At 37.0% G+C, this 24650-nt stretch carries 20 protein-coding genes; 5 read left to right on the top strand and 15 right to left on the bottom strand.

The window, feature by feature from the left end; all coding sequences use genetic code 11:
- Positions 1–32: 32 nt before the first annotated feature.
- The 4 genes from BN6556_RS10305 to BN6556_RS10290 all read right to left on the bottom strand — a co-directional run bounded on the left by BN6556_RS10305 (position 33) and on the right by BN6556_RS10290 (position 1954).
- Positions 33–167: a YvrJ family protein gene (locus tag BN6556_RS10305; RefSeq protein WP_066190688.1), complete on the bottom strand. Its 135-nt coding sequence runs from the start codon at positions 165–167 to the stop codon at positions 33–35.
- Positions 168–237: 70 nt separating this feature from the next.
- Positions 238–456 carry a DUF2922 domain-containing protein gene (locus BN6556_RS10300; RefSeq protein WP_066190686.1) on the bottom strand — a complete coding sequence of 73 codons (219 nt, stop codon included), beginning with the start codon at positions 454–456 and terminating at the stop codon, positions 238–240.
- 36 nt (positions 457–492) lie between these two features.
- The gene (locus BN6556_RS10295) at positions 493–717 is read right to left on the bottom strand and encodes a DUF1659 domain-containing protein (RefSeq protein ID WP_066190683.1); all 225 of its coding nucleotides are present in this window, start codon (positions 715–717) and stop codon (positions 493–495) included.
- A 163-nt stretch (positions 718–880) separates the two neighbouring features.
- Positions 881–1954, bottom strand: a complete 1074-nt coding sequence (locus BN6556_RS10290) for a glycosyltransferase family 4 protein (RefSeq protein WP_066190680.1) — start codon at positions 1952–1954, stop codon at positions 881–883.
- A 200-nt stretch (positions 1955–2154) separates the two neighbouring features.
- Between BN6556_RS10290 and BN6556_RS22085 the strand changes: the two genes are divergently transcribed.
- The 4 genes from BN6556_RS22085 (at position 2155) to wecB (ending at position 6142) form a co-directional block, all read left to right on the top strand.
- Positions 2155–2295: a hypothetical protein gene (locus BN6556_RS22085; protein ID WP_161485687.1), complete on the top strand. Its 141-nt coding sequence runs from the start codon at positions 2155–2157 to the stop codon at positions 2293–2295.
- A 263-nt stretch (positions 2296–2558) separates the two neighbouring features.
- Positions 2559–3719 carry an LCP family protein gene (locus tag BN6556_RS10285; protein ID WP_066190676.1) on the top strand — a complete coding sequence of 387 codons (1161 nt, stop codon included), beginning with the start codon at positions 2559–2561 and terminating at the stop codon, positions 3717–3719.
- A gap of 122 nt (positions 3720–3841) precedes the next feature.
- Positions 3842–4843 carry an LCP family protein gene (locus BN6556_RS10280; protein ID WP_066190673.1) on the top strand — a complete coding sequence of 334 codons (1002 nt, stop codon included), beginning with the start codon at positions 3842–3844 and terminating at the stop codon, positions 4841–4843.
- A gap of 198 nt (positions 4844–5041) precedes the next feature.
- Complete coding sequence (gene wecB / locus BN6556_RS10275) at positions 5042–6142, top strand: non-hydrolyzing UDP-N-acetylglucosamine 2-epimerase (RefSeq protein ID WP_066190670.1); 1101 nt, start codon at positions 5042–5044, stop codon at positions 6140–6142.
- Positions 6143–6375: 233 nt separating this feature from the next.
- Here wecB and BN6556_RS10270 read toward each other — a convergent pair whose 3' ends face one another.
- The 8 genes from BN6556_RS10270 to BN6556_RS10235 form a co-directional block, all read right to left on the bottom strand.
- Complete coding sequence (locus tag BN6556_RS10270) at positions 6376–8703, bottom strand: CDP-glycerol:glycerophosphate glycerophosphotransferase (protein WP_066190668.1); 2328 nt, start codon at positions 8701–8703, stop codon at positions 6376–6378.
- Between the two features lie 527 nt (positions 8704–9230).
- A complete protein-coding gene (locus tag BN6556_RS10265) occupies positions 9231–9953 on the bottom strand; it encodes a WecB/TagA/CpsF family glycosyltransferase (protein ID WP_235817485.1) in 723 nt (240 codons plus the stop codon).
- A gap of 45 nt (positions 9954–9998) precedes the next feature.
- Entirely contained in the window at positions 9999–10874 is an 876-nt protein-coding gene (galU, locus tag BN6556_RS10260) for a UTP--glucose-1-phosphate uridylyltransferase GalU (RefSeq protein WP_066190665.1), read from the bottom strand.
- A gap of 19 nt (positions 10875–10893) precedes the next feature.
- Positions 10894–11691 (bottom strand): teichoic acids export ABC transporter ATP-binding subunit TagH, encoded by a 798-nt coding sequence (gene tagH, locus BN6556_RS10255; protein WP_066190664.1) that lies wholly within the window; start codon positions 11689–11691, stop codon positions 10894–10896.
- A 15-nt stretch (positions 11692–11706) separates the two neighbouring features.
- Positions 11707–12528, bottom strand: a complete 822-nt coding sequence (locus BN6556_RS10250) for an ABC transporter permease (RefSeq protein ID WP_066190663.1) — start codon at positions 12526–12528, stop codon at positions 11707–11709.
- An 84-nt stretch (positions 12529–12612) separates the two neighbouring features.
- Entirely contained in the window at positions 12613–13812 is a 1200-nt protein-coding gene (locus BN6556_RS10245; RefSeq protein WP_066190658.1) for a CDP-glycerol glycerophosphotransferase family protein, read from the bottom strand.
- A complete protein-coding gene (locus tag BN6556_RS22750; protein ID WP_066190654.1) occupies positions 13769–16459 on the bottom strand; it encodes a CDP-glycerol glycerophosphotransferase family protein in 2691 nt (896 codons plus the stop codon). The genes BN6556_RS10245 and BN6556_RS22750 overlap by 44 nt, the downstream gene beginning before the upstream one ends.
- Positions 16460–16714: 255 nt before the next feature.
- A complete protein-coding gene (locus BN6556_RS10235) occupies positions 16715–17752 on the bottom strand; it encodes an acyltransferase (RefSeq protein WP_066190651.1) in 1038 nt (345 codons plus the stop codon).
- Between the two features lie 290 nt (positions 17753–18042).
- On the opposite strand from BN6556_RS10235, the gene BN6556_RS10230 reads away from it, so the two are divergent.
- Positions 18043–21336, top strand: coding sequence for a CDP-glycerol glycerophosphotransferase family protein (locus tag BN6556_RS10230; RefSeq protein ID WP_066190648.1), 3294 nt, complete (start codon positions 18043–18045; stop codon positions 21334–21336).
- A 188-nt stretch (positions 21337–21524) separates the two neighbouring features.
- On the opposite strand, the gene BN6556_RS10225 is transcribed toward BN6556_RS10230, so the two are convergent.
- From BN6556_RS10225 to BN6556_RS10215, 3 genes are all read right to left on the bottom strand, one after another.
- On the bottom strand, positions 21525–23126 hold the full coding sequence (locus tag BN6556_RS10225) for a Na/Pi cotransporter family protein (RefSeq protein WP_066190645.1): 1602 nt from the start codon (positions 23124–23126) through the stop codon (positions 21525–21527).
- Between the two features lie 49 nt (positions 23127–23175).
- On the bottom strand, positions 23176–23820 hold the full coding sequence (locus BN6556_RS10220) for a phosphate signaling complex PhoU family protein (RefSeq protein ID WP_066190642.1): 645 nt from the start codon (positions 23818–23820) through the stop codon (positions 23176–23178).
- Between the two features lie 81 nt (positions 23821–23901).
- Complete coding sequence (locus BN6556_RS10215; protein ID WP_066190640.1) at positions 23902–24636, bottom strand: Cof-type HAD-IIB family hydrolase; 735 nt, start codon at positions 24634–24636, stop codon at positions 23902–23904.
- Positions 24637–24650 lie beyond the last annotated feature (14 nt).

Raw genomic sequence — 24650 nt, 5'->3', positions numbered from 1 at the left:
CCTGTTCAACAAGCGGAGGTTCTTTCGATTCACTACATCTTATCGGGCAGGGCGACAATGGATTCGATCAGCATATTGAGTTTTGTTTCAATGCGATGCAACAAGTAGAATGTCACAATAACTGGAAAACCAACGTCTGTTAGCATGGAAATCCATGTATCTTCCATTTTATATTCCCCCTTTTTTCGTATGATAAAAAATAGAAAAGGAGAGCACGGTGGCCCTCCTTTTTCCTGCTTAAACGCCGATGTCAATCTCTTCCACATTGCGTTCCACAACGCGGGCGCTTTTTTTAGCAATCAGGTCCCCGCCGGAAGAAAAAATCGCATTCTCTGCAATAATCGTGTCCATTGCTGCTGAAACCACTGATTCATCCACTGGCTCGACAGGTTGATCCAAAGAGATCGTCGTTGTTTTACCCTCTTCGTTTTCGAATTTGAGTTCCAATTTTTTCATTGCTTTCACCTCCTTTTTGACTAACGTGGGTGTTCGTTACTCTGCCATCAACAATTCGGTGTCATTACGTTTCACAGATGATAAGGTTAACTGCTGTAATGGCGCAAGTGCTGAGGCGATTGCAAATAACTGATCTGCTGTTGCCGCCGTCTTTACATTGTTGAAAGACTTGGTCTTATACAACTCCCTGCCAGAGATCGGGTCAAGTCCGTTCTGGAAGGTTAACTTCAGTCTTGAATCGAGATGTTCTGCTACTGCCATGTCGCTCACCTCCTTTCACTTCTATAATCAATCGGCAGGAGAAAAAGGTGTCAAACCGATTTAATTTTTTCGTGAAAAGGGACGCCTGTGAATGTTCAAGACATTTATCTCAACTAATAGTAACCAAACAAAAACCAGTATCTCCGTAGAAATACTGGCTCGTTTATATCTTTTGATTTTTTCCAAATAGCTTGCGGATACTGCTAATCAAAGGTTGCTGCCCGTTGAAAACAATGCCAGACAATTCGGCGATTAACTGGATCGCTAAAGTGATAATCCCTAAAATAATAAGTGATGTCAGCATAGTGGCGCTGTTAAAGATAATCGCCATCAGGCCAAAGAAAAAGCTAAACGCATAGATGATCAATACCGCCGTTTGATGGCTGTAGCCCATCTCAATCAATTGATAATGGACATGTTTGCGATCGGCTGCACCTATACTCTGCTTATTGATAAGACGGCGAATAATCGCAAAAATGGTATCAAATATCGGCACCGCAATAATAATGATCGGAATAATAAAACTGAATAAAGCGACGTTTTTAAACAAACCGAGCATGGAAATAACCGAGATCGAATAACCCAAGAACATCGCTCCCGTGTCGCCCATAAAGACTTTGGCTGGATAGAAATTGTGATATAAAAAACCCAAACAACTGCCCACCAATACCATTCCTAAATAAACAACCACCACTTGATAATCCATAATCGCAATAATCAAGATACTGGTTAAACCAATGGCCGAGACACCAGCAGCCAGTCCATCTAGCCCATCGATTAAATTAATCGCGTTGGTGACACCAACCACCCAGAATACCGTTAAGATCAATCCGGCTTGTGATATGTCCACCGTTCCCAAAAAAGGCATCGTTACTTTATCAATAATAAGGCCAGATGAAACAAGCACCAGTGCTGCAGAGACTTGTCCAATTAATTTTTGGTAAGGCTTGAGTCCAATAATATCGTCTAATATACCAGTAATAACGATGATAATACCGCCAATAATTATTTCCATCATATGCGGATGTTCTGGGTGCTCATACAAGAGACCAGCCACAACCCCAAGCACAATGGCCAATCCACCTAGCCTTGCTTTAACTCCTTCATGCTTTTTACGACCCGTCGGATAATCTACTGCACCGATCTTGATCGCCAGCTTCTTAATGAAAGGAGTCGAGGCAAACGCTACCGCGGCAGAAATCAAAAAGGCCACAATTAACTCCATAATATTATACATACACACACCTACTTGTTTTAGTTACCGTTTCTCGCTTTGCCTCATTATAGCACGAGTGTTGTGGAAGAATACAGCACTGTCTAGCATTTTATAAAAAAAGAATGTGAACTGTAACTTTTTACGCTTTTTATCGTCCATTACAGTAACAGCTTTTTTAGGAAGGAGGAGTCGATTGATACGAGCAATATAGTGTTATAGTATTGGAATTTATAAAAATAGAAGCAAACGGATTAAAAACCTTGAACATCATAACGAACGATTATGGCTATACCTTATCAACGTATCAATTATCAGAAGAGCAGCTGCTCCAACTGGATGCTTCTATTGATTTTTCAGGATAGCGGTAGCGCGTTGTATCAAGCCCTAGCAGGGGTGAAACGGCTTTAAATTCTTGTGTTTTGATCGATTTTACAGTAAGATGATAGAACAAGTATCTGTTGTGAAGGTTTTTGAACGAGTGTAACAAAAATTTAATCTATTTGACATGGAATGACTAGTGACTATTTACCCTATCCATTGTACAATGAAGGTTGATGTTTTTTATAAATGATCGATCATGCACATATAATAATGATGACTTAACAATCAAGGGAGATCTCATACAATGAAAAATAAAAACAAGAAGTCAAGAGTGGTAAGACGAAAAACGAAAAAAAGAAATAAATGGGCCCTTATTTTAATCCCTTTACTAGTGATTGCGGTAGGGATCGGTATTTATGCCATGCAGATTATTAATCAAGCCGAAGAAATTATGGATTCTTCTTATGAAGATGATGGCCGAGAAAAATCGGATCTACGTGAAGAGCGAGTAGACCCCAATGTGGATGATGTTTCGATTCTTTTTATCGGTGTGGATGAAAGCGAGAAACGAGGCACCGACACCAACGGACGCTCTGATGCCCTGATCCTTGCCACATTAAACAAGGATGAGAATAGTGTCGACCTGTTAAGTATCCCGCGTGATTCTTATGTGTTTGTCCCTGAGATAGCGACAGAAGATGGCTATAAGGGCGGTTATGAAACAAAGATTAATCACGCACATGCCTTAGGAGGTCCTCAAGCAAGCATTCAAACCGTCGAGAACCTATTTGATATTCCGGTCGATTATTTTGTGAAAGTGAACTTTGACGCTTTTGTTGATGTCGTCGATACATTGAATGGTATCGATGTAGAAGTTCCTTATGAAATGACCGAACAGGATTCCGATGATCAGGCAGGCGCGATTCACCTTATGCCTGGTGAACAAACACTGGATGGCGAAGAAGCATTGGCACTTGCCCGAACCAGAAAACAAGACAATGATATTGAGCGTGGTAAAAGACAGCAAGAAATCATTAAGGCGATTGTAAATAAGGCAGTATCCTTTAACTCTGTCTTAAAAGTAGATGACTTAATGACAGCCGTTGGTGACAATATGAGTACAAACATGTCATTCGATGAACTAAAAAGCTTTATCTCTTATGGATCGACCGGGAATTTAGATCTCGAATCGCATAACCTAGCAGGAGTGGACCGCTGGGGAGAGGCTTATTATTATGATATTGACCCAACCGACTTAGAAGAGAAACAACAAATGCTGAAAGAACAATTAGGTTTATCCTCCTCTGACAGTAGTGAGGAAAGCAACACAGATGAGCCAACGCAGGAAGAACAAGGCGAATCAGAATCGGATGTAACAGAAGAAGATTCTTGGGAAACCAACCCTGAAGAAAATGGACAAAGTGAGACTTGGACCCCGGAAGAGGATAGGAATTCAGCTTATTAAATTTAAAAAGAAGCACAGATCGGTTTTGTGCTTCTTTTTTGCGGTTGCCCTCCTCTTTATTAAGGTAATGACAACAATTACATAGTTTTGAAACAAAGCAACAAGATTAAAATGCAAGGTAGGTGTTAACCATTCGTTCCCGATTAGAAAAAAAGCAGAAAAGTAAGAAAAAACGTATTATTCTATACTCCCTGTTATTTATCGTACTAGTCCTTTTAGCAGGTGTTGCTTATATTGTTAAACAATCAGCCGACGCCTTTGATAGTTCTTACCATGAGTTAGAAAGACCAGATGACAAATCCCCATTTCGAGAAGAGGGCGTAACGATTAGTGATGACCCTATATCGGTACTATTGCTTGGGTTGGAGGATTATGCTACGAACGGAGAAGGTGGTCGAACAGATACGATGATCTTGGTAACTTTAAATCCAAAGACTGAGCAACTAACAACCACCCTTATCCCGCGTGATACAAGAGTAGATTATACCGCAGAAGAAGCAGGAAGCTATGCAGGCACGCACAAGATAAATGGCGCTTATAACTATGGATCACTATCGGGATACGGGGCAACAGAGTTGACAGTGAGTAAGGTGGAAGAATTTTTGGATGTTCCCATTGATGAATATGTCACTGTTAATTTTACAGGTTTCCGCGATATTGTCGATGTATTAGGCGGAGTAGAAATTGATGTCAAAGAAGGCTTTTGGGAAGATAATATCTTCAACAACGAAAGAATTGACTTTACAGAAGGGGTTCAGGAGTTAGACGGTGAAGAGGCATTGGCATTTGTGCGCATGCGTAAACGTGAAGTGAATAATATCTATTCCAGAGAAGAAAGACAGGTACAGTTTATTCAAGCGTCCATGCAGGAAATACTATCGGCTTCAACTTTGTTTAAGGCAAATGAAATTAGTGATGTGATCGGTGAGAATGTCATGACTAGCCTTAATGCTACGGAGATCTATAATCTTCAGCGAGCTTATTCCGATATGGATTCTTCAAAAGTAGAGAAATTAAATGTCCCTGGAGAAGATCAAAGAGTCAATGGCGTATGGTATTTTATTCCGGATGAACAGCAACTAAGTGAAACCATTGATGAAATCAAAGATAATTTGGAAATATAAAGAATCCATCAAAAACTTCAACATAGGCATCTGATTGTCGCGGAGACTGTCTGTAAAATTTGTTCTTATGGATGGTCTCCGCTTTTCTCCCCTATATGGCTGTTCGAGTGTTTTACTTTTGTTCTTGCTTTACCCTTTTCTCAAAGGTACAATTTTCTTATATGGACAATATTCCAATCAGAATGGACGGTGTCAGTCATGAAAAAAGTGATGGTTGTCTTTGGGACAAGACCAGAAGCGATTAAAATGTGTCCCCTCGTCAATGAGTTAAAAACACGTAAAAAATTAGAAACTATTGTCTGTGTTACTGGTCAACATAAGGAAATGCTTGCCCAAGTACTCGACGTGTTTCAGATTGAGCCCGATTATGACCTCTCCATTATGAAGGATAAACAGACGTTATTTGATGTAACGATTCGCATTTTAGAAAAGATGAAACAAGTGATGGATGAGGCAAAACCAGATGTGGTACTGGTACATGGCGATACCTCGACAACCTTTGTCACCTCCCTAGCCTGTTACTATTTGCAGATACCTGTCGGCCATGTCGAAGCTGGTTTACGCACTTATGACATCTATTCCCCTTACCCAGAGGAATTCAATCGCCAGGCTGTCGGTATTATTGCACAGTACCATTTTGCTCCTACGGAATTAGCACAGCAGCATTTATTAAAAGAAGGGAAAGACCCTGCTTCCATCTTTATTACAGGCAACACGGCAATCGATGCGCTGCACACTACCGTTCGTGACGATTATAGCCACGAACAATTGACCTGGGCAGCGGATAGCCGTTTAATTATGATCACAGCACACCGTCGTGAAAATCTAGGTCAGCCTATGCGAAATATGTTTCGAGCGATTAAACGCATCCTTGATGAACACCCTGATATTAAGGCGATCTATCCAATCCACAAAAACCCGGTGGTACGTGAAGCAGCCTATGACATTTTGGGCGAAGACGAACGCATCCGCCTTATTGAACCATTAGAGGTGATCGACTTCCATAACTTCCTCTATCAATCCTATTTGATACTGACGGATAGTGGCGGTATCCAGGAAGAGGCCCCTAGCTTGGGTAAACCGGTATTGGTTATGCGCAATACTACCGAACGTCCTGAAGGGGTAGAAGCTGGTACATTAAAATTAACAGGAACAGAGGAAGAGAATATTTATCGCCACTTCAAACAACTACTCGAAGACCCTGTCGCTTATCAGGCAATGAGTAAAGCCAGCAATCCCTACGGAGACGGCTTTGCAAGTAAACGGATTGCGGATATATTGGAAGATGATGCAGAGTAGTTCCTGTTAGTTGTTTGTTTGTGAGTATCCTGTCGACAAAGTGATGTCGTCTTTGCTGATTTTGTGCATAAGATCTTGAAATAGAGCTGCATTCAAAAAATTTCAGATAAAATCAAAATAGTTCATGTATTTTAGCCAGGCTAAACCCCTTGCCATATCTTTTAATGGCAGGGGTTTCCTTATGACCTTATCATATTCCCTTTCGACGCAATTGTTTCTTTGCTAAGGTAAGGCTATTCTAATACGTCCTCCTCCACTCGAAATGTCTCAGAGCTATGAAATACATCCTCAATCACTTTCTCTGAGGCTTTCCCTTCTTCTAAATAACAAAACCTTTGATAAAATGCCAGTTCTGTTCCTGAGGGTTCAAAAACATTCTGTTCCAGTTTTTTGACCTCTGCCAGCACTTGCTGGTTCGTCTTCACCAAAGGCCCTGGTGCGTCTTGTTCGAAATCGAAATAAAAGCCTCTTAGTGTATCTCGGTACTCTTCCAAATCATAGACAAAGAAGATAATCGGTCGTTTGAGATTGGCATAATCAAAGAAAACAGACGAATAATCCGTGATCAGAATATCAGAAATGAGATATAACTCGCGAATATCCTCGTACGTGGAACCATCCACTACGAAGTTATCCAAACCTGTTAAATCGATGTGATCAGCTACCAGATAATGCATGCGTAAAATAACGACATAGTCTTCTCCCAATTCTTGCTGAAGCATGTGTAGATCCAGTTCCGCTTGATATTTATATCTTCCCTTGCCAAAATACTGATTATCCCTCCATGTTGGTGCATAAAGGATAACTTTTTTCTCGGGAGCAATTGTTAACTTCTGTTTTATCTGATCGATTGTTTCGTGATCCTTTTGGTGATTTACGATAAAGTCGTTCCTTGGATATCCCGTCTCTAAGACCTTTCCCTCAAAACCAAATGCTCGTGTAAAAATGTTACTAGAGTAACGGTTAGGAGCGACCAAATAATCCCACTTCAAGGCCTCTTGTTTAAAATTGTACTTATATTGTTCCGGGTTAGTCCCAGGCATATGAACATCATCCAAATCCAATCCTAGTTTCTTCAAAGGTGTTCCATGCCATGTTTGCAAGTACTTAGTTTTCGCGGATTTTGTCATCCAGTTAGGAAGACGACTGTTAATCACCCAATAATCGGCCCGTGACATCGTCCACAACCACTTCCAGGAAAACCGAGTTAGTGTCTGCAGTTGATGTTTTTCAAAAACGGAAAGTGATTGTTTATCTGCACTCCAATATAGTTGATAAGAAGGATAATTTTCTTTCATATATTCATAAATGGCCCGAGGATTGTCGCTATATTGTTTCCCATGAAAGCTCTCAAATACTACCGTTTTCTTTGAGTTGGAGAATAAAGAAATCGCAGGTAACTTTGTGAATATATATTGTTGTACTATCTTTCGTCTTAAATTTTTGTTTTTCGGTTTCAGATAACGGGTTAATTCATAAAGCTTTACCCTGCTTTTACTAAAGAAGTAAGCTATCCTAAACTTGCCGCGCTTGATAGTTGATATTTCTAAACGATGCCTTGCTACTAAATTAATAAATTCTGAATCAATATTTAAAATCTCTTGTAATTCTTGATACATTGGCATGTTTTCGTTAAAACCAGCAGAAAAATAATCACTTTTGGCTATCTTATACAGATAATAATTAATGGCTTTTCGCTTTACTTGCCTGGCAACAGATAAATTATCTACTTCCATCAATCCATTTCTTAGAGCTCTGTAGAATTGAAAAAACCGCTCTTCACGGACCTCTTGTGACAAAGAAGGATAATTAACCGAGTCACTATGTATTAATTTATAATACAAGCCGACTGTCGTTTCCTGAATCGATAGTACTTTATTATAAATTTGTATTAAAAATGGTACTTCTCCATAAAGATCAAGTGATTCATCAAAAAGCAGTTGATGATCCATTAAAATTTGACGTTTAAAAATAAAGCCGTGTACCTTTAGTGATCGATTAATGGTTTTCAAAAATTTATTTTGTGTTTTTACATTACAGTTAGCATTTAATATATTTTCTTCGAATAATTCATTTATAAGTGCGGTTTGCTGTTCATTTGTGACATTAATCTCTAACTTATCAAAAATTTTAGTTAATTGAGCGGATGTATCATCTTTATAAAATGCTTGATTATTATTATTTAAAGTAGTTCTTTTGTCAAAACGCGTTCCTTTAATTTTTAGTCTGATGACTTCTGCATACTCACTATCAATTACCTTTTTCGCATATACCAAAGCATTAGGATGCAAAAAATCATCAGAGTCTAGAAATAGTACGTACTCCCCTCTCACCTCGGATAATCCTTTATTTCTAAATATGCTCACATTCGAAGTTTCCTCCATTTGGATTAAACGATAATTGAAAGTCACCCCTTCAAACAAGTAGTTTATTTGAGTGGGATCTTGATAGACGAATAATACTTCAAAATCTTTCATGTACTGTTCTTCTAAGCTTTCTATACAATTTTTCGTGTATTCTATATTAGTTTCTTTGAATGGTATGACAATACTAAATAACATGCGACGCCCCTCTCTTTTTTATTTGCTACTCAGAAATGATTTTCTATTTAGATGATGCGGTTTCATGAAACAGCATTGGATGGGAGGCTTGTGTGTGTAAAAGACTTGTTGTTCTCATAATACCGGCGACATTGTAGGTTATTATATGTATACGCTTTCATTATTTGGATAATGTCATTTTATCTAAATGTTTTTAGATAAAATGACTTACTAACATTCATATCCAATTATTGATGAAACATTTGATTCATACATGGCTTAGTAACCAGTACTATTGGATAATTAATAAGGCAAAGCAAGAGGTTAGAAGGACTTAGTGAGAATTAGGTCCACTTTACTGAATTATGTTAAAAGTCTTTATATTATATAGTTTAACTTAAAATATCTCAAATTAAAAGTAATTTTGTATATCTCTTGAACTATGCTAGTAAATATTTTTCTCTTCAAATGCCTCTAGCGTTTTAAATACAGTGCGAAAAAGCTTTTTACAGCTAAGTATATAAACAAATTAGACTACAACGTACAGATCAATACCTTTTGCTCATGATCCGCAAAATAAACTCAAACACCTTCAACATTCTCTTCCAGCGGAATGGCTGCTTAATAAGACGATAAAGCCACTCTAAGTTTAGTTTAATCCAAATATCAGGGGCCCGCTTCACTTCACCTGCTATAATATCAAAGCTACCGCCAATGCCAATAAACGTGCCTTTATCGAACAATGATAGATACTTAGTAATCCAAAACTCCTGTCTGGGTACACCTAAAGCAACAAAGACAAAATCTGCTTTTGATTGGATGACATCTGCTACGATTTCCTGATCATCCAGATCGAAGAAGCCATGATGATGACCAGCAATCCGTAATTCGGGATGTAACTCTTTTAATTTATCTATCATTCTATCGTTCACATCTTTACTTGCTCCAAGAAAATAACAGCTTAATTGATGGCCTGCTGCATAATCAATCAAATCTGTCATTACTTCAAAACCGGGAATGCGTTCTTCCAACGGCTCCTTCTGTAACTTGGAAGCTAACACTACTCCCGTTCCATCCGCTATCATATAATTTGATTTTTGAATAGCCGTTCTATATGCCTTATTTTCCCGTGCAAGCATCACGATTTCCGGATTAGCCGTGACAATAAACGACTTCTTGCCTTGCTCGGTCCTTGTTATTATTTCCTCGAGCAAGGCTTTTTTATTTGTATTTAGGAAGTCAATCCCCATAATTTTTACTGTATCTTTCACGGTAACCTCTCCAATATGGTGCTGGCTGGTCAGCACCTCCTTGCCTTAAAGGCGATAATCTTTTTGATGAAGTTCTACTAAATAATCCATTAACTGATCTCGTAAGTCGTCTCTTTGTAAGGCAAATTCGACCGTGGTTTTAATAAAATCGAATTTTTCTCCTACATCATATCGTTTTCCTTCAAATTCGTAGGCATATACCTTTTGGACTTTGTTTAATTTCTCGATGGCATCGGTTAACTGGATTTCCCCACCCGCACCGATTTGCTGTTCTGCCAGAAAGTCAAAGATTTGCGGAGTTAATAAATATCTTCCGATAATAGCCAGGTTAGAAGGTGCTGTACCTTGTGGTGGTTTCTCAACAAAACGTTCTACTTGATATAATTTATTCTCCTCTGTTAATGGAGAGATTACACCATAGCGATGCGTTTCAGACTCTGGAACCTGCTGCACACCAATGACTGACTGCTCCACTTCATCAAAACGATCCATCAATTGTCTGAGGCAAGGTGTTTCATTCTTAATGATATCATCACCTAACAGCACGGCGAATGGTTCATTACCAATAAATTTCCGAGCCGACCAAATGGCATGCCCTAACCCTTTTGCCTCTTTCTGTCTAATATAATGGATATCCACATTTGATGATTTATGAATTTCGTCTAGCAGATCATATTTTCCTTTGCGTTTCAGGTTTTCCTCTAATTCAAACGAATAGTCAAAATGATCTTCAATCGCACGTTTCCCTTTTCCGGTCACAATAATAATATCTTCAATGCCTGAATCAACGGCTTCTTTGACGATATATTCAATTGTCGGGCGATCGACAATCGGAAGCATTTCTTTCGGCATTGCCTTGGTCGCTGGTAAAAACCTAGTACCTAGACCGGCTGCTGGTATAATTGCCTTTTTAATTTTCATATGGTCTCCTACTCCCTTTCTAGACGTTTTCAACGGCATTGTCAGAGATGACCTTCTGCTTGTGCGCATCTTTCTCTTTCTTACTCAACTTCTTCCAATCGGTTAAATATTTCTCATAGTGTTCGATCACTTCATTAACCGGACCGTGTTCCCGGACCGTTCCGAACTCCAGCCAGAGAATCTTCTCACAGAATTTACGCATTTGTCCTAGAGAGTGGCTGACAAAAATCATCGTTTTTCCTCGCTCTTTAAATTCCATCATCTTGTTTAAACTTTTCTCAGCGAAGGCACGGTCCCCAACTGAAAGAGCCTCATCAATAATTAGAATATCTGGGTCTATATTGACGGAAATAGCAAAGCCTAACCTTGATTTCATCCCGCTGGAATAAGATTTTACTGGCTGGTCGATAAACTTTTCCAGCTCTGAGAATTCAATAATATCCGGTTCTAGCGCAGCGATCTGATGCTTATCGAAGCCTAACATTAATAGCTTCAGTTCAATATTATCCCGCCCTGTTAAATCAGTCTTCAGACCGGAAGCCACAGCAATTAAGGCAGCTTGCCCATTAATTTCGATCGTCCCTGATGTCTCAGGGACGATACCTGCCAGAATATTCGATAAGGTGGATTTGCCGGAACCATTCGTACCAATTAAACCTAGGATATCACCTTTTTCCACATCAAAAGAAACATTGCGTAAGGCATAAAAATCCTCACCATAGCTTTTCGGTGTCAGTAAATCAAGGAATCGTTCTTTTGATCCTTTATACAACTTATATTTCTTGGTTATGTTTCTCACTACAATAGATTTTTGCATTTTATTCACATGCCTTTATAAATAATCGATAAAGTGCCTTCTAAACCGAACATGGATCGAGGCACCGATAATTAATAAAATCAATACGACTGCCCAAAACCATAACGTATACTGCCATTGGGTCACCATGTACCATTCCGATCCAAAGATAGCGGCTCGATAGCCGGACATCAAATAATAGAGCGGATTAAGCTTCATTAAATTCATAATCAAAGGGAAGTCGGCCAGCTTGGAAATCGGCCATAGGACCCCAGAAACATATAAAAACATACGAAGCGTAGAATTCAATAACATATGGATATCTCTAATAATGGTCGATAATGTTGAGGTGATTAAGGATATCGCAAAAACCAAGGCTATGGTAGCAAATAGAAAATAGATAATTTGCAGATAATAGATATTGGCATAATATCCACCTAATTGAAAAATGACAATGGTTATTCCCAACATAACAAAATGGACATATAATTGCGAAAAAATCACGTAACTTGGAATCACACTCATCGGAAAATTCATTTTGGACAGCATCTTCAATCGCGAATAAATCGATTTGGAGCCCTGAATCGTTGATTGATAAAAGAATGTCCAAAGAAAATAGGCTGGCATTAACCAGAAAATAAACGGCACCACTTCTCCGCCTACCGTGAGCGGATCGCGACGCAATAACGTCCCAAAGACAAACCAGTAAATCAATATCTGGATCGAGGGAGTTAGAATTTCCCAGAGCATTCCTAAGTAGTTATTCTTATTCTTACTCTTTAATTCATATAAAGAAAGCCGTCTGACTAAATAAAAATATTGAATTTGTTCTTGAATTACGGTTATAACAGATTTCATCTATAGATTACCTTCCTATTTCTTAGGCATGGTTGTACCTAAGAAATTATACTATACATTTCTTCTTGTGAACACTATTTCTAGTTAACCAAATACCTCCTCGATTACTTTCTTCGAGGCCTCCCCATCTTCTAAATAACAAAACTTCTGGTAAAACGCCAAATCCGTCGGAGATGGCTGTCCATCGTTGTGCTCCAGTTGTTTGATTTCGTCCAGCATTTGCTGATTCGTTTTGACTAAAGGACCTGGTGCGTCCTTTTCAAAATCAAAATAAAAACCTCTTAAGGTATCTCGATATTCTTCCAAGTCATAGACAAAGAAAATAATTGGTCGTTTCAGATTAGCATAATCGAAGAAAACGGATGAATAATCTGTGATTAGGATATCAGAAATGAGATATAACTCGCGGATATCCTCATACCTGGACGCATCTACTACAAAGTTCTCCAATCCCGTTAAATCAATGTGATCGGCTACTAAGTAATGCATTCGTAAAATAATCACATAGTCTTCCCCTAATTCTTGCTGAAGCATGTGTAAATCTAACTCAGCCTGGTATTTATATCTGCCCCTGCCGAAATATTGATTATCACGCCATGTAGGAGCATAGAGGATTACTTTTTTCTCTGGAGTAATGGCTAATTTCTGCTTGATTTGATCGATGACCTTGTTATCATTTTGATAGTTTACAATAAAATCGTTCCGCGGATAACCCGTCTCTAACATCCTTCCTTCAAATCCAAAGGCTCGACTAAAAATATCGCTGGAATAACGGTTGGGAGAAATCAAATAATCCCATTTCATCGCCTCATGTTTAAAATTACGCTTATATTGCACCAGGTTGGTCCCAGGCATATGAACATCTTCTAAATCCAGCCCCAGCTTCTTCAATGGGGTTCCGTGCCATGTCTGCAGATACTTTGTCTTTCGGGACTTCGGAATCCAGTTAGGTAAACGACTATTAACTACCCAATATTCTGCCCGTGGCATGATTTTCAGCCACTGCCATGAAAAACGCGGCAAGACCGGCAGTCCATGGCTGTGAAACAAGGACAGATATCGCTTGTCCGCACTCCAATATAATTGATAGGAAGGATAATGCTCCTTCATATATTCGTAAATGGCCCGAGGGTTGTCACTATATTGCTTGCCGTGAAAACTCTCAAAAATCACGGTTTTCTTTGCCTTGGGAAATAGGGAAATCATAAGAAAGGCCAGTTTATATACAAACAGCAGAAGTTTACTCCGCCTGACCCTTATAATCAATGCTTTCAGTTTGTTCATGATCCAACTCCTTGCTAAGCTTGCGCATTACTGCTTGATACGTTCTTTCACAGTTCCGATGATCCTGATACTTGATAATATTATCTAGCTCGATGTCAAAATTCTTGAAATGATTTTCGATACTTTCTGTTAACAGATCGACCATCTCGGTCTCGTTTTTGGCGATTTTGCCCAGGAACGTTTCTTCCACTGGCCTTAGTATGCCTCTCTTGAAAAATCGCTGCACGTCAAAATGATAATAGATCACTGGCTTGTTCATCAAGGTGAAGTCAAAGCTGACACTACTGTAATCCGTCACCAACAAGGCATGATCAATTAACAACTGCTGAACCGTCTTCGATCCTAAGCGGATAAACTTCACACGACTATTCGCCTCGGCAATATCTTGCGCAAAGAAATCCTGCGCCCGGTAATGCGGATAAAAATGCAGGTTCACATCATATTCCTCTAGTAGCTCCAATAATTTTTCATTGTGAATCAGACTGTAATAATAGTTATAATACTGGCTTTTGAGAAATTGTTCATCGGTATGAATCCAATCACGCCATGTTGGCATCAGCAGGATATCTCGCGGTTGGTTGGTAGTCGTCAAATGATCGAATCGTGCCAAACCAGTCACTGCCACCTCTTCTTCCTCATAGCCCATCTTGTCCATTACTACATCATATTTCTCCGGATCACTGCTGACAATAAACAGATCAAATGGTAATTCATAGTTTTTTTTATCATATTCCACCGGTTTTCTGCCTAAGACACCATGCTGCAGAAAGACCTTTACGGTATCTTCATAACCAAAAAAGCCTTTGGCAGGTTTATATGGTAGTAAATTTTCTAAATCATGGGTACCAAGCAAAACCTTGGCACGGCTGGCTATCTCAAAATGCACCTTACTGCCAAAGGTCAGCACGTGTTCTTTATCGGGTAATGCCTGATAGTCTTCTGCGTCCGCTTCGATAACATAATAGGCCTGGATATTGGTATTCGCCCGCAACCAGCGAAATAAGGCAATCCCATTATCTTGCGCTGTATTATAGCGTTCTCCGATCAACCAAATATTATCGTCCTTTTCTGATGTATCCTGTTGCATCTCCACGTCAAACGGGACCATAAACGTCTCTATTTTCAAGTTTCCAAATGGAGTGGTCGTCACAAGAAAATAATGTTGGTTGCCAGATTCATCCTCGCCTTGCAGTGATTCATAATAATTATCCTTGCGATAGTCGGCTAACTCATACTTGATTTTTTCTTTTCTGACCTGATTTCCATCCACATCTTTCACGACAATAAAAAAGTCCAGCACACTCTTTTCTTTCCCTTTTACAGAGATTAAGTCGTTGGCTCTTAATGGAATATCAAAATCTTCTGCAATAGGATACTCTTTGATATCAAAGGTATTGCGGTCTTCTACCGCCAAATAAAACGTGCACTCCTTAAAGACACGCAAGTTACCAATATAACCGGAAAAATTAAAATTTTCCACTTGCTTGATTAACCTTTTTAATTTAGGGCGACGCACGATCATACTGCCAATCGACCGATCCTTTCTGCGATAAATACGTAGCAGAAATTCTTGGGAATGATAGTCTACTTTTAGACTGCGTTTTTTAAATACTTTGGCACTATCGATGAAGAATTGATATTTATAGGATTTCTCTCCCTGAGACATAAGAAAAAAGCGCTTGAACGTCCCACCTTCGAGCAAATCTTCATGGTTGATAGAAATATTCAATCCTGTGTTGGTCAGATAAACTTCATAGTGACTTTCTGTGTCAAGCCTGGTATCTTCCACAATGAAAATATAGGATTGCTCCTGTTGCTGGATATCCATAGTCAGATTTAACTCCACAGCTTGATTCTCTGTTGCCACTTCCACATCATGCACCGGTAAACGATGACTCACCAAATAAAATTGCAATAATTCCTCTTTGGTACGAATCCTCACTTGATGGTTCGGTGTATCAAACGAAGATAGCTCCTCATCAACAGCTTTAAGAAAATAAGCCTTTTCGTCAATAGAAAGCAGTAATTGCCAACTACCATTGGATAAGGCTTGCCAATCGAAAATTTCTAGACTAGGGACCTCTTTGTTGATCTCTGCCTCTAGTGGCTTGATGGTACCATTTTTGACAGCGAACACCTTCCATACATCACCTTGGATGGGGTGATCAGCTGTTAACTCACCGGAAAAATGATTAAAGTCAGTTTGCATATTTGTTAAGGTTAATCGCTCCTCCGAAAAGTTGATTTCTGGAAGCAAACGCTTGATTGAAATGGTTTTATGAACCGATAATCGGTAGTATTTACCTTGATACATTTGAAAATGTTGACTATCCTCTGCTTCTTCATCCATTTTCAACCAAAAGGTTTGGTTATGATTCATTAAACGAATCACATTATTATTCGTGTCGGATAATAGCTGGATAGGAACTGTAATCGTAATAAGGTTCTTTTCTCGCTGCCATTCCAACTCTTTGGCATGAGTTCCATCACTGATGGTTGCCCGTATGTGGTTATAGGTTAAGAAGTTCTTAGCTTGCACTTCTATTTTTAATTCGTTGTTTTCGTTCAAATAAGAACCAATAACCATTGTTCTTTTGACAATGTATTTCTTTACTTTTTTGATTAATGTTGTTTTATTGAAACCCATCATCATCTCTCCTAGTTAATGAATGATCGTTCAATAAAACCCACCTTCTATTATATAACAAATTCCTGCAAAAAGATATATTTCTTGCTGTCCAAACGTGGTGAGTTTTATTATTTGTTAACTTCCCTATAAATAGAATTTATATTCATTGCGGATTATCTGAGGGTGGTTTGCAGAATAATTTTGATTCTACCTTTATCGTTCACTTTTTTGTAAGAGGATAAACCAAAACGAGGATGATTTTTCCAATCATCCTCACTTTAATTTATTTTTACCTACAGGAATCATATACGAGGAAAAAGGCAGCCATAAAATAACGCGAATCAGTAGCATAGACAGTATCATCACCAACAAGAAGACAACGACGAGTTGATAAGACACCAGCGGACGCAGGGCATACCATTGATCAATAATGGTAATGACAAGCGGGTGCACTAAATAGATCCCCATGGAATAGTTACCAATAACACGCAAGATCGTAGTTACTGTGGTATTCTTATTAACAAAAGGAAAGACCATGAGTAAAAATAACAGCCAAATTGGAATATACAGCAAATTTTCTACTCTGGAGGAGGCAAAGAGCTTGCCCTGTTCGATTTCATAAAAAGCTAAAGTGATCATACCTATAAAAGCAATCACAATCCAATACTTATACTTAGAACAGACCGCTTTAATTTCAGGATAATAAAGCTGTAACACTGACCCCATCATGAAATAAGCAATCCAATAGAAGATAAAGGATTGATGATTAATAATGGTGTTCACAGGATCAGAAAAGAGTGAAATATCCCCTTTTTGAAACCACCAATAATTAATCGGCAGACTGACAACAAGTACACCTAACATGATTTGTTTGTTTTTGATTAACTGCAGCAGCGGAAAAAGGAGATAGAACTGGATCACGGTTACGATAAAATATAAATGATATTGTGCCGTTCCTAACAGAAAGTACTTCATCGATTGCCTGACATTAGGAAATACATCTTCACCAAGATAGGCTCTTACTCCGAGATAGACAAACGACCAGATCACAAATGGAATCACAATCTTCGTCGTTCTGGAACGAAGAAATCTGCCGAACTGGAAGGACCTGCCATTTACCGAATGGAACAGTAAAAAACCACTGACAACCGCAAACACCGGGGTGCCCAATCGACTGAATTGATTGATATACAAACTCCAATTATCAGCAAAATACGGTCCTTCATAGGAATTACTTGATACATGCACTAAAACGACCATCATACAAGCTATGGCTCGAATATAGGGGATTTCATCATAGTATTTATTCATGGCTTACTCCTTCACAAGAATGTGATCAAGACATGAACTATTTTATGGGATGAGAGAAACTTATCCAATGGGTTTTACGGTTTTTTAACATGGAATTTACAGTGGGTATACAATACACTTCAAATATGCATAAAAAAAGCATAAAATATGTAGCTATTTATTTCAGTAGCTATATATATTATAATAAATTGTAACTCATTAAAAATAGAAACTATTTTGTCCAAGCCTTCAAACATATATAATGAAGTTCTTGAGTCAATTGTCATATATATTTCAAAGGGAGTTTGAAAATGAAAAAGAAAGCTATGCAAAAACTAAAAAAAATGATTAGTTATTCTCAAGCAAATGGCATACTATCCGTAAGCGGAACTTTTGCTAGAGAAAATTTTGAAGCTAAGGAGTTGTGGCTATTCTCAAAGGAAAACGTTGATCATAGATTAAAAATCGCAGAAATAGAACCTAATTATTCCTTTTCGTTCGCAATAAACTTAATTGAGGTAATGGAAACTATTAAAGACACTGAAAGTTCTGAGTTTGATTGGTATTTCAAGATTCGTACCCCTCTTAAATCAATTCCTGCTAATCGTAGAGAAAGAGATGACTTAGAGTTACTGGAGATAAATGAAGTAACCTATGCCGAGTATTTTATTCGTTGTGGGCGATTTGCAACTACTTATGAGAATGATTTATCCTATTATACTTCCAATAATGATAAAATCTTAAATTACATCACCATAAAAGGGAACTTATCCCTGGTTTATAATACAAAGCCCGATGCTCCAACAAGGATACAAATTGACAAGGCAAAAAAAAGTGGTAGCACTATCCGATTAATCGGCAAATTATTCACACGCAATTCAAAAATATTAGGTAGTCAGCTTGTTTTGCAAGGGAGAAGTACAGGTTTGAGTCTATCAGCTGATACAATAAAAACATTACATCTAAGTAATCAGGTAAAATACAATTATGGTTTAAACAGATATATTTTCGATGGCGAGATTGATTTTTGTAAGCTGAATAACGGCGAACCGCTACAAGATGATATCTATGATTTATTCCTAAAACTAGATTTACATGATAATGATGAAGCAAAGTATATTCGAGTTGGAAGACCAACTTTTAGAGCACGCTTATTTCTTCGAGATTTAAATGCAGTTTTTGATGAAGAAGCTAATATCATACACCCTTATTACACTTTTAAAATGAATAATTTGTCATTTGAAGTGTATCAATACGATATTGAAAAATTCCGTTATCTAAAGAAAATTACACGTTGGTCATGGCTGTTGAGAAAGCTATTCAAGAAACAAGATACATGGATTGTTGGAGAGAGAATCTATAAAGCACAGGATACAGGCTATGCTTTCTTCAAATATATGCGAGAAAATCATCCGAAAAAAAATGTCTATTATGTTATTGAGGCAGACTCACCAGAAAAGAAAAATGTAGAAAACTTAGGAAATGTTATTGAATATAAGTCCAAGGAACATATGTGGAAGACATTAATAGCTACAAAGGTTATCTCATCTCATCATCCGGACTACCTTTACCCTATTAGGACAGATAAATTTAAAAATAAAGTAAAAGCGGATAAAGTTTTCTTACAACATGGCATCATGGGTACTAAAAACATGATAGCTAATTACGGTAAGCAAGCTCCTGGTTTTGATACGGATTTCTTTATTGTTAGTTCCAACTTTGAAAAACAGATGATTGTAACAGATTTTGGTTACTCTCCAGAGAATGTCTTTGTAACAGGACTTTCAAGATTCGACACCCTATTCAAGGATGATGTAGAACCGAAAAGGCAATTATTAATTATCCCAACTTGGAGAGATTGGATTGTATCAGATGAAGTATTTTTGGAAAGTGATTATTATTCTCGATACACACAATTAATTAATAGTGACTATCTAAAACAGCTAGCTAAACACTATCATTTTGATATTTTATTTTGTTTACATCCTAACATGCAGCAATATAGCGATCATTTTGACAATGAACATATACAAATCGTTCACCAAGGCGAAATTGACGTTCAATATTTAATTAAACAAAGTGCTATGATGTTAACTGATTATTCAAGTGTCGGTTTCGATTTTAGCTTTTTACACAAGCCAGTTTTGTATTATCAATTCGACCGTAATCGATTCATAGGCAAACGTCCTTCCCATCTTGATCTTGATAACGATTTACCTGGAGAGATTGCTTTTGACCATGATATCCTCCTATCAAAGATTGAGGTGTATGCAGAGGATGACTTTATTATGAAGGATGAATACAAACGTAGAGCTGACAAATTTATTCAATACCGTGATCAACATTCATCTCAACGCATTTTTGAGCATATCGAAAGAAACCAGGCTCATAACTCTATCTTGGATAATGGAAAGATCAATATTCTTTACCAAGCGCTATTCAAGAAATTCCGAAGAAGCAACTATTATTTCCCTATCATGAAGTCGTTTTATAAAATTGGGAAAATTGTTATTCCAGTGGATCCAAAATTAGTTATATTTGAAAGTGGTCTAGGGAAACAATTTGCAGACAGTCCAAAAGTTATTTATGAAGAAATGGTAAAACAAGGCTTAGATTTCAAAAAAATATGGGTTTACAATAAGAACTATCGCTTTATTGACCCTAAAACGAAAAAAATTGATCGTCTAAGCCCACAATACTATTTCTACCTATTACGAGCTAAGTACTGGGTGAATAATCAAAATTTTCCTGCTTATATCAAAAAAAGAGCTAAGACAACCTATTTACAAACATGGCATGGTACACCTTTGAAGAAAATGTTGTTTGATATTGAAAATGTTCAAGGCAGAGATGATGACTATGTAGAGAGAATTGGTAATGCGGTTAAAAATTGGGATTATTTAGTTTCTCCTAGTCAATATGCCTCTGAAAAATTTCGGAGTGCGTTTCAATATAATGGAGAAATTTTAGAACTAGGTTATCCAAGGAACGATCTTTTCTTTATGAATAATAAGAAAGACTCTATTTCTAAGATTAAAAATAAGTTGCAACTACCGATTGATAAGAAAATTATATTATATGCGCCTACATTCAGAGATAATCAAACCTCTAAAAATAATAAATTTCTTTTTGATATTAATTTGGACTTACAGCAAATGCAAGAGCGATTAGGGGACGAATATATACTCTTATTAAGAATGCATGTTGTTGTGAGCAATAAAATTAAGATTGAACCCGAATTAAAAGAGTTCGTAAAAAACGTGTCCAACTATCCAGACATTCAAGAATTATTATTAATGACAGATATACTTATAACAGATTATTCTTCAGTGATGTTTGATTTTGCTAATACCAAAAAACCAATTATCTTCTATACTTATGATTTAGATAATTATAAAGATAATTTACGTGGATTTTATATGGACTTTGAAAATGAAGCTCCAGGACCATTTGTTTATAATACAGATGAAGTCATCCACACCATTGAAAACATTCGTGAATCGGAAGCTAACTATAAGACAAAATATCGGGCATTTAATGAGAAGTATTGTTATCTAGATGATGGTGATGCTGGTAAGAGAGTTGTTGAACGGATATTCAAATAGATAGAAACTAATGGATGAGCAAATCCTCAAACTAAACAGTAATTGGGATTTGCTCATCATTTATTCCAAATTAATTTATATTAATTCGCCAGTAAAAACATATGATAATAATTAGTGTTCCCTATAATTAATGTAATAGATCTATCCAAACACCAAAATTTTTCTATTCTCCTATACAAATTCTATTTTTAAATCAATCCTAATACCGTTCGAGATATATTTTGATTATGATGATAGATTTGGATAAGTTGATTGATAATATCCAAGTAAACCGCACTTATATCAGGATTATGTTCTTTTTTATTAATAAGATTGTTAAAGTGTTCAAACTTGATATCTTTTTCAAATTGGCTAATGATAGATTGACCTTGAATGTTGCTACGCGCAAGTTGATGACTATCTTCCTTAAATGCTGCCAAGGAATCTGAAAAAGATTGTTCTATAAACTCTAGTAGTTCATCAAGTTGTTGTTGTTCTTTTTGATCGAGCAATATATTTTCCGTACTTATTTTTTCTGTCTTGCTAATAAAACGCATGACTATATCTCCAATATGTTCAATATCATTAAGGATATTCAGTAATTTCACTTCCTGATTGGATTGTTTGTTTGACAAATCACGTTGTCCAAGCTTTAACAAATATTGTTGGATTTGAACATAAGACATATCAATTACCTGTTCTACCTGGTATAGTTCTTCTTTCATGTCATTATCTTTTATATAATCTGTTAATCTATTGATCATTCGCTCTTTAACAAAATCAGCCAAACGAAAAATTTCATCTTTTCCATGTATTAAGGCCTCTTCAGGTACATTTAATAAACTTTCATCAAGTCGAACTTCGAAAGTCGAGACGGAGGATTCTCGTTCTGGAAAAAAACGCTTAAAAAGTTGTGCGATCCATGGCAGAAAAGGGAAAAATATAATAGCAATAAAAATATTAAAAAATGTATGAAAGTTGGCAATTTGGCGTTCTGCGTTTCCAGGCAGCATTCCTATCCATTGGTTGTTAAAAGTTAAAATCAATAAAGCGGCAGTAACACCAATCGTTTTAAACAAAAAATAAAACAGGGCGAGTTTTTTTCCCTCGGGTTTGGATGATAAACTAGAAACGAGCACAGGTAAAGTGGCACCTAAATTAGCACCAAGCACTAGGGGTAATACTGCCTGTACGGATAGTATATTAGATGTGACGAACGCAATACCAATTACAATCATAGCCGCACTACTATGCATTAATGCCGTTAGTAACATACTAACCAAAGTTAACAGAATCGGACTCTCTGATAGTTGAACTAGCACATTTAATATAGCCTCATTTTTACTTAACGGTTCCAAGGAATTAGTGATTAATCCAATCCCAAAAAATATAAAGCCAACACTTAACATGGTTTGGCCAATTGTTTTGTAAATGCTGTGACGAACAAAAATAAAGAAAATAGCACCAATAAAAATGAAAAGTGATGAATATTGTGTAACCTCGAATGTTAATATTTGCACAGTGAGAGTTGTTCCAATAGCTGAACCAAGTACAATACCAAATGCTTGAGCTAAAGTTATAATAGAGCCACTGACTAAACCGACTACAAGAATATTTGTGACTGTGCTGCTCTGCAGGAAAAAAGTAACAATAACTCCACTAATGACACCTTTCCATCTAGTATTCGTCATCACAGTTAAAGATTTTCTCATTTTAGCAGCCCCAATCTTTTGAAGACTGCCACTTAAAAGGTGATTACCATAAAGAAAAATCCCCAACCCTCCAAAAAAGCCCAAATAAATAACTACCATATATATTCCTCTCTTATTTATATTTATAAAGGATGATAGAAAACCACTATCATCCCTTACCAGCGTCATCTATTGTATTTTTATAGATTCTAGCCGTGTTCACTAAATGATCGCCAATGCGCTCTAAGAAACGACTAATAATGACCATTTGAATTTTACTTTCCGTTACATTTGATTTTTGATTCACTAGAGAAATGATATATTGATAGTTCTCTTTGTTTAATTCATTTACATATTCATCATGGTTCATTACAGCTTCTAGATTCACTACCTGTTCATCTCTTATCCCGTTAACTAACCAATTCATCATTTCTTTCTCATAATGAAAAAAATTACGAATCAATGGCCGCAATTCAGCAATATCAACCATATCACTAATAGTTATTATATTCGTTAATTGATCACCAATGCGCTCTAATTCACGAACTATCCGACTCATAGAGAATAACCATTTAATTTCTGAAGTATCTAATTGTTCCAATGAAATAATTTCCAATATATATTTTTCGATGATTACCTCACGAGTATCAATAAAAGCTTCACCCTCTAAAATACTGTTCTTTCGTTCAGCTGTTGGGTTACATAGAAAATCATCAAAGTTTTTTAACATTTGATTAATACTTGCTAGGATATCCAATACTTGCTGTTTAATTTGTCCACGACGATTATCATAGTAATTCTGCCGAATAAGCATTTCCCAGTCTCCTCCTTATTTTCATGGACGTTCAGGAGATCACTATCAAAAGAGTTATAGTATGATTTATTCTTTACAAGCTTAGAAAAGGTACTTTTGAATTGCTTTTGCAACCCCGTCTCTTTCATTAGTATCAGTTACAGCATCAGCCTTTTCTTTTATTACTTGTTCAGCATTTCCCATTGCTATTCCTAACCCCGCTGCCTTGAGCAAACAAAGGTCGTTATAATTATCACCAATTGCCATCACTTCCTCCATCTTTAGCTCCATATAATCACATATTTTTTCTACTCCGGTTTTCTTCGACTTTCCATTCAATCCAATTTCTAAATTATTAGATCCTGAACTTGTAATACCTAAAGTCGGAATTTCAGATATCTGTTCTCTAATTTTTTGTAGAACGTTTTGGTCAGAATGTCTAATACCGAACTTTAACCATTCTTTACTAAACATCTCTTCATTCCATTCCTTACGCCCAACAAAACTCTCTACATTGTATCCCCAATAACTTGCATTAGCATTTTCGGAAAAATGATGTAATTTCCGAATATCTTCTGCAGATATTATCGATCTCTCAAGTATCTCTGAATTATTTCCCCATACCTCCCCTCCATTTACTAATACCATTAATGTATCTAAACCAAGTTCTTCTTGAATTTTTGTAATCCTTTCTCGACCACGCCCTGTTGCAAAAATTACAATCACTCCACTGTTGATGGCATATTCAATCCATTTTTTGTTTTGCACCGATATACGTTTATCTTTCGTTAATAATGTTTCGTCTAAATCTAATGCTAGTAAACGATAATTTACCACGTGACATTACCTCA

The organism is Gracilibacillus timonensis (assembly GCF_900086715.1).
Taxonomy (GTDB): domain Bacteria; phylum Bacillota; class Bacilli; order Bacillales; family Amphibacillaceae; genus Gracilibacillus; species Gracilibacillus timonensis.
Note: the sequence above shows the minus strand (reverse complement) of the source record. Positions and strands in the feature narration are given on the sequence as shown.

Excerpts from the sequence above, each read along its gene's own strand:
- BN6556_RS10305 (WP_066190688.1), bottom strand. The coding sequence starts at position 167 with ATGGAAGATACATGGATTTCCATGCTAACAGACGTTGGTTTTCCAGTT.
- BN6556_RS10300 (WP_066190686.1), bottom strand. The coding sequence starts at position 456 with ATGAAAAAATTGGAACTCAAATTCGAAAACGAAGAGGGTAAAACAACG.
- BN6556_RS10295 (WP_066190683.1), bottom strand. The coding sequence starts at position 717 with ATGGCAGTAGCAGAACATCTCGATTCAAGACTGAAGTTAACCTTCCAG.
- BN6556_RS10290 (WP_066190680.1), bottom strand. The coding sequence starts at position 1,954 with ATGTATAATATTATGGAGTTAATTGTGGCCTTTTTGATTTCTGCCGCG.
- BN6556_RS10285 (WP_066190676.1), top strand. The coding sequence starts at position 2,559 with ATGAAAAATAAAAACAAGAAGTCAAGAGTGGTAAGACGAAAAACGAAA.
- wecB (WP_066190670.1), top strand. The coding sequence starts at position 5,042 with ATGAAAAAAGTGATGGTTGTCTTTGGGACAAGACCAGAAGCGATTAAA.
- BN6556_RS10270 (WP_066190668.1), bottom strand. The coding sequence starts at position 8,703 with ATGTTATTTAGTATTGTCATACCATTCAAAGAAACTAATATAGAATAC.
- galU (WP_066190665.1), bottom strand. The coding sequence starts at position 10,874 with ATGAAAATTAAAAAGGCAATTATACCAGCAGCCGGTCTAGGTACTAGG.
- tagH (WP_066190664.1), bottom strand. The coding sequence starts at position 11,691 with ATGCAAAAATCTATTGTAGTGAGAAACATAACCAAGAAATATAAGTTG.
- BN6556_RS10250 (WP_066190663.1), bottom strand. The coding sequence starts at position 12,528 with ATGAAATCTGTTATAACCGTAATTCAAGAACAAATTCAATATTTTTAT.
- BN6556_RS10245 (WP_066190658.1), bottom strand. The coding sequence starts at position 13,812 with ATGAACAAACTGAAAGCATTGATTATAAGGGTCAGGCGGAGTAAACTT.
- BN6556_RS22750 (WP_066190654.1), bottom strand. The coding sequence starts at position 16,459 with ATGGGTTTCAATAAAACAACATTAATCAAAAAAGTAAAGAAATACATT.
- BN6556_RS10235 (WP_066190651.1), bottom strand. The coding sequence starts at position 17,752 with ATGAATAAATACTATGATGAAATCCCCTATATTCGAGCCATAGCTTGT.
- BN6556_RS10230 (WP_066190648.1), top strand. The coding sequence starts at position 18,043 with ATGAAAAAGAAAGCTATGCAAAAACTAAAAAAAATGATTAGTTATTCT.
- BN6556_RS10225 (WP_066190645.1), bottom strand. The coding sequence starts at position 23,126 with ATGGTAGTTATTTATTTGGGCTTTTTTGGAGGGTTGGGGATTTTTCTT.
- BN6556_RS10220 (WP_066190642.1), bottom strand. The coding sequence starts at position 23,820 with ATGCTTATTCGGCAGAATTACTATGATAATCGTCGTGGACAAATTAAA.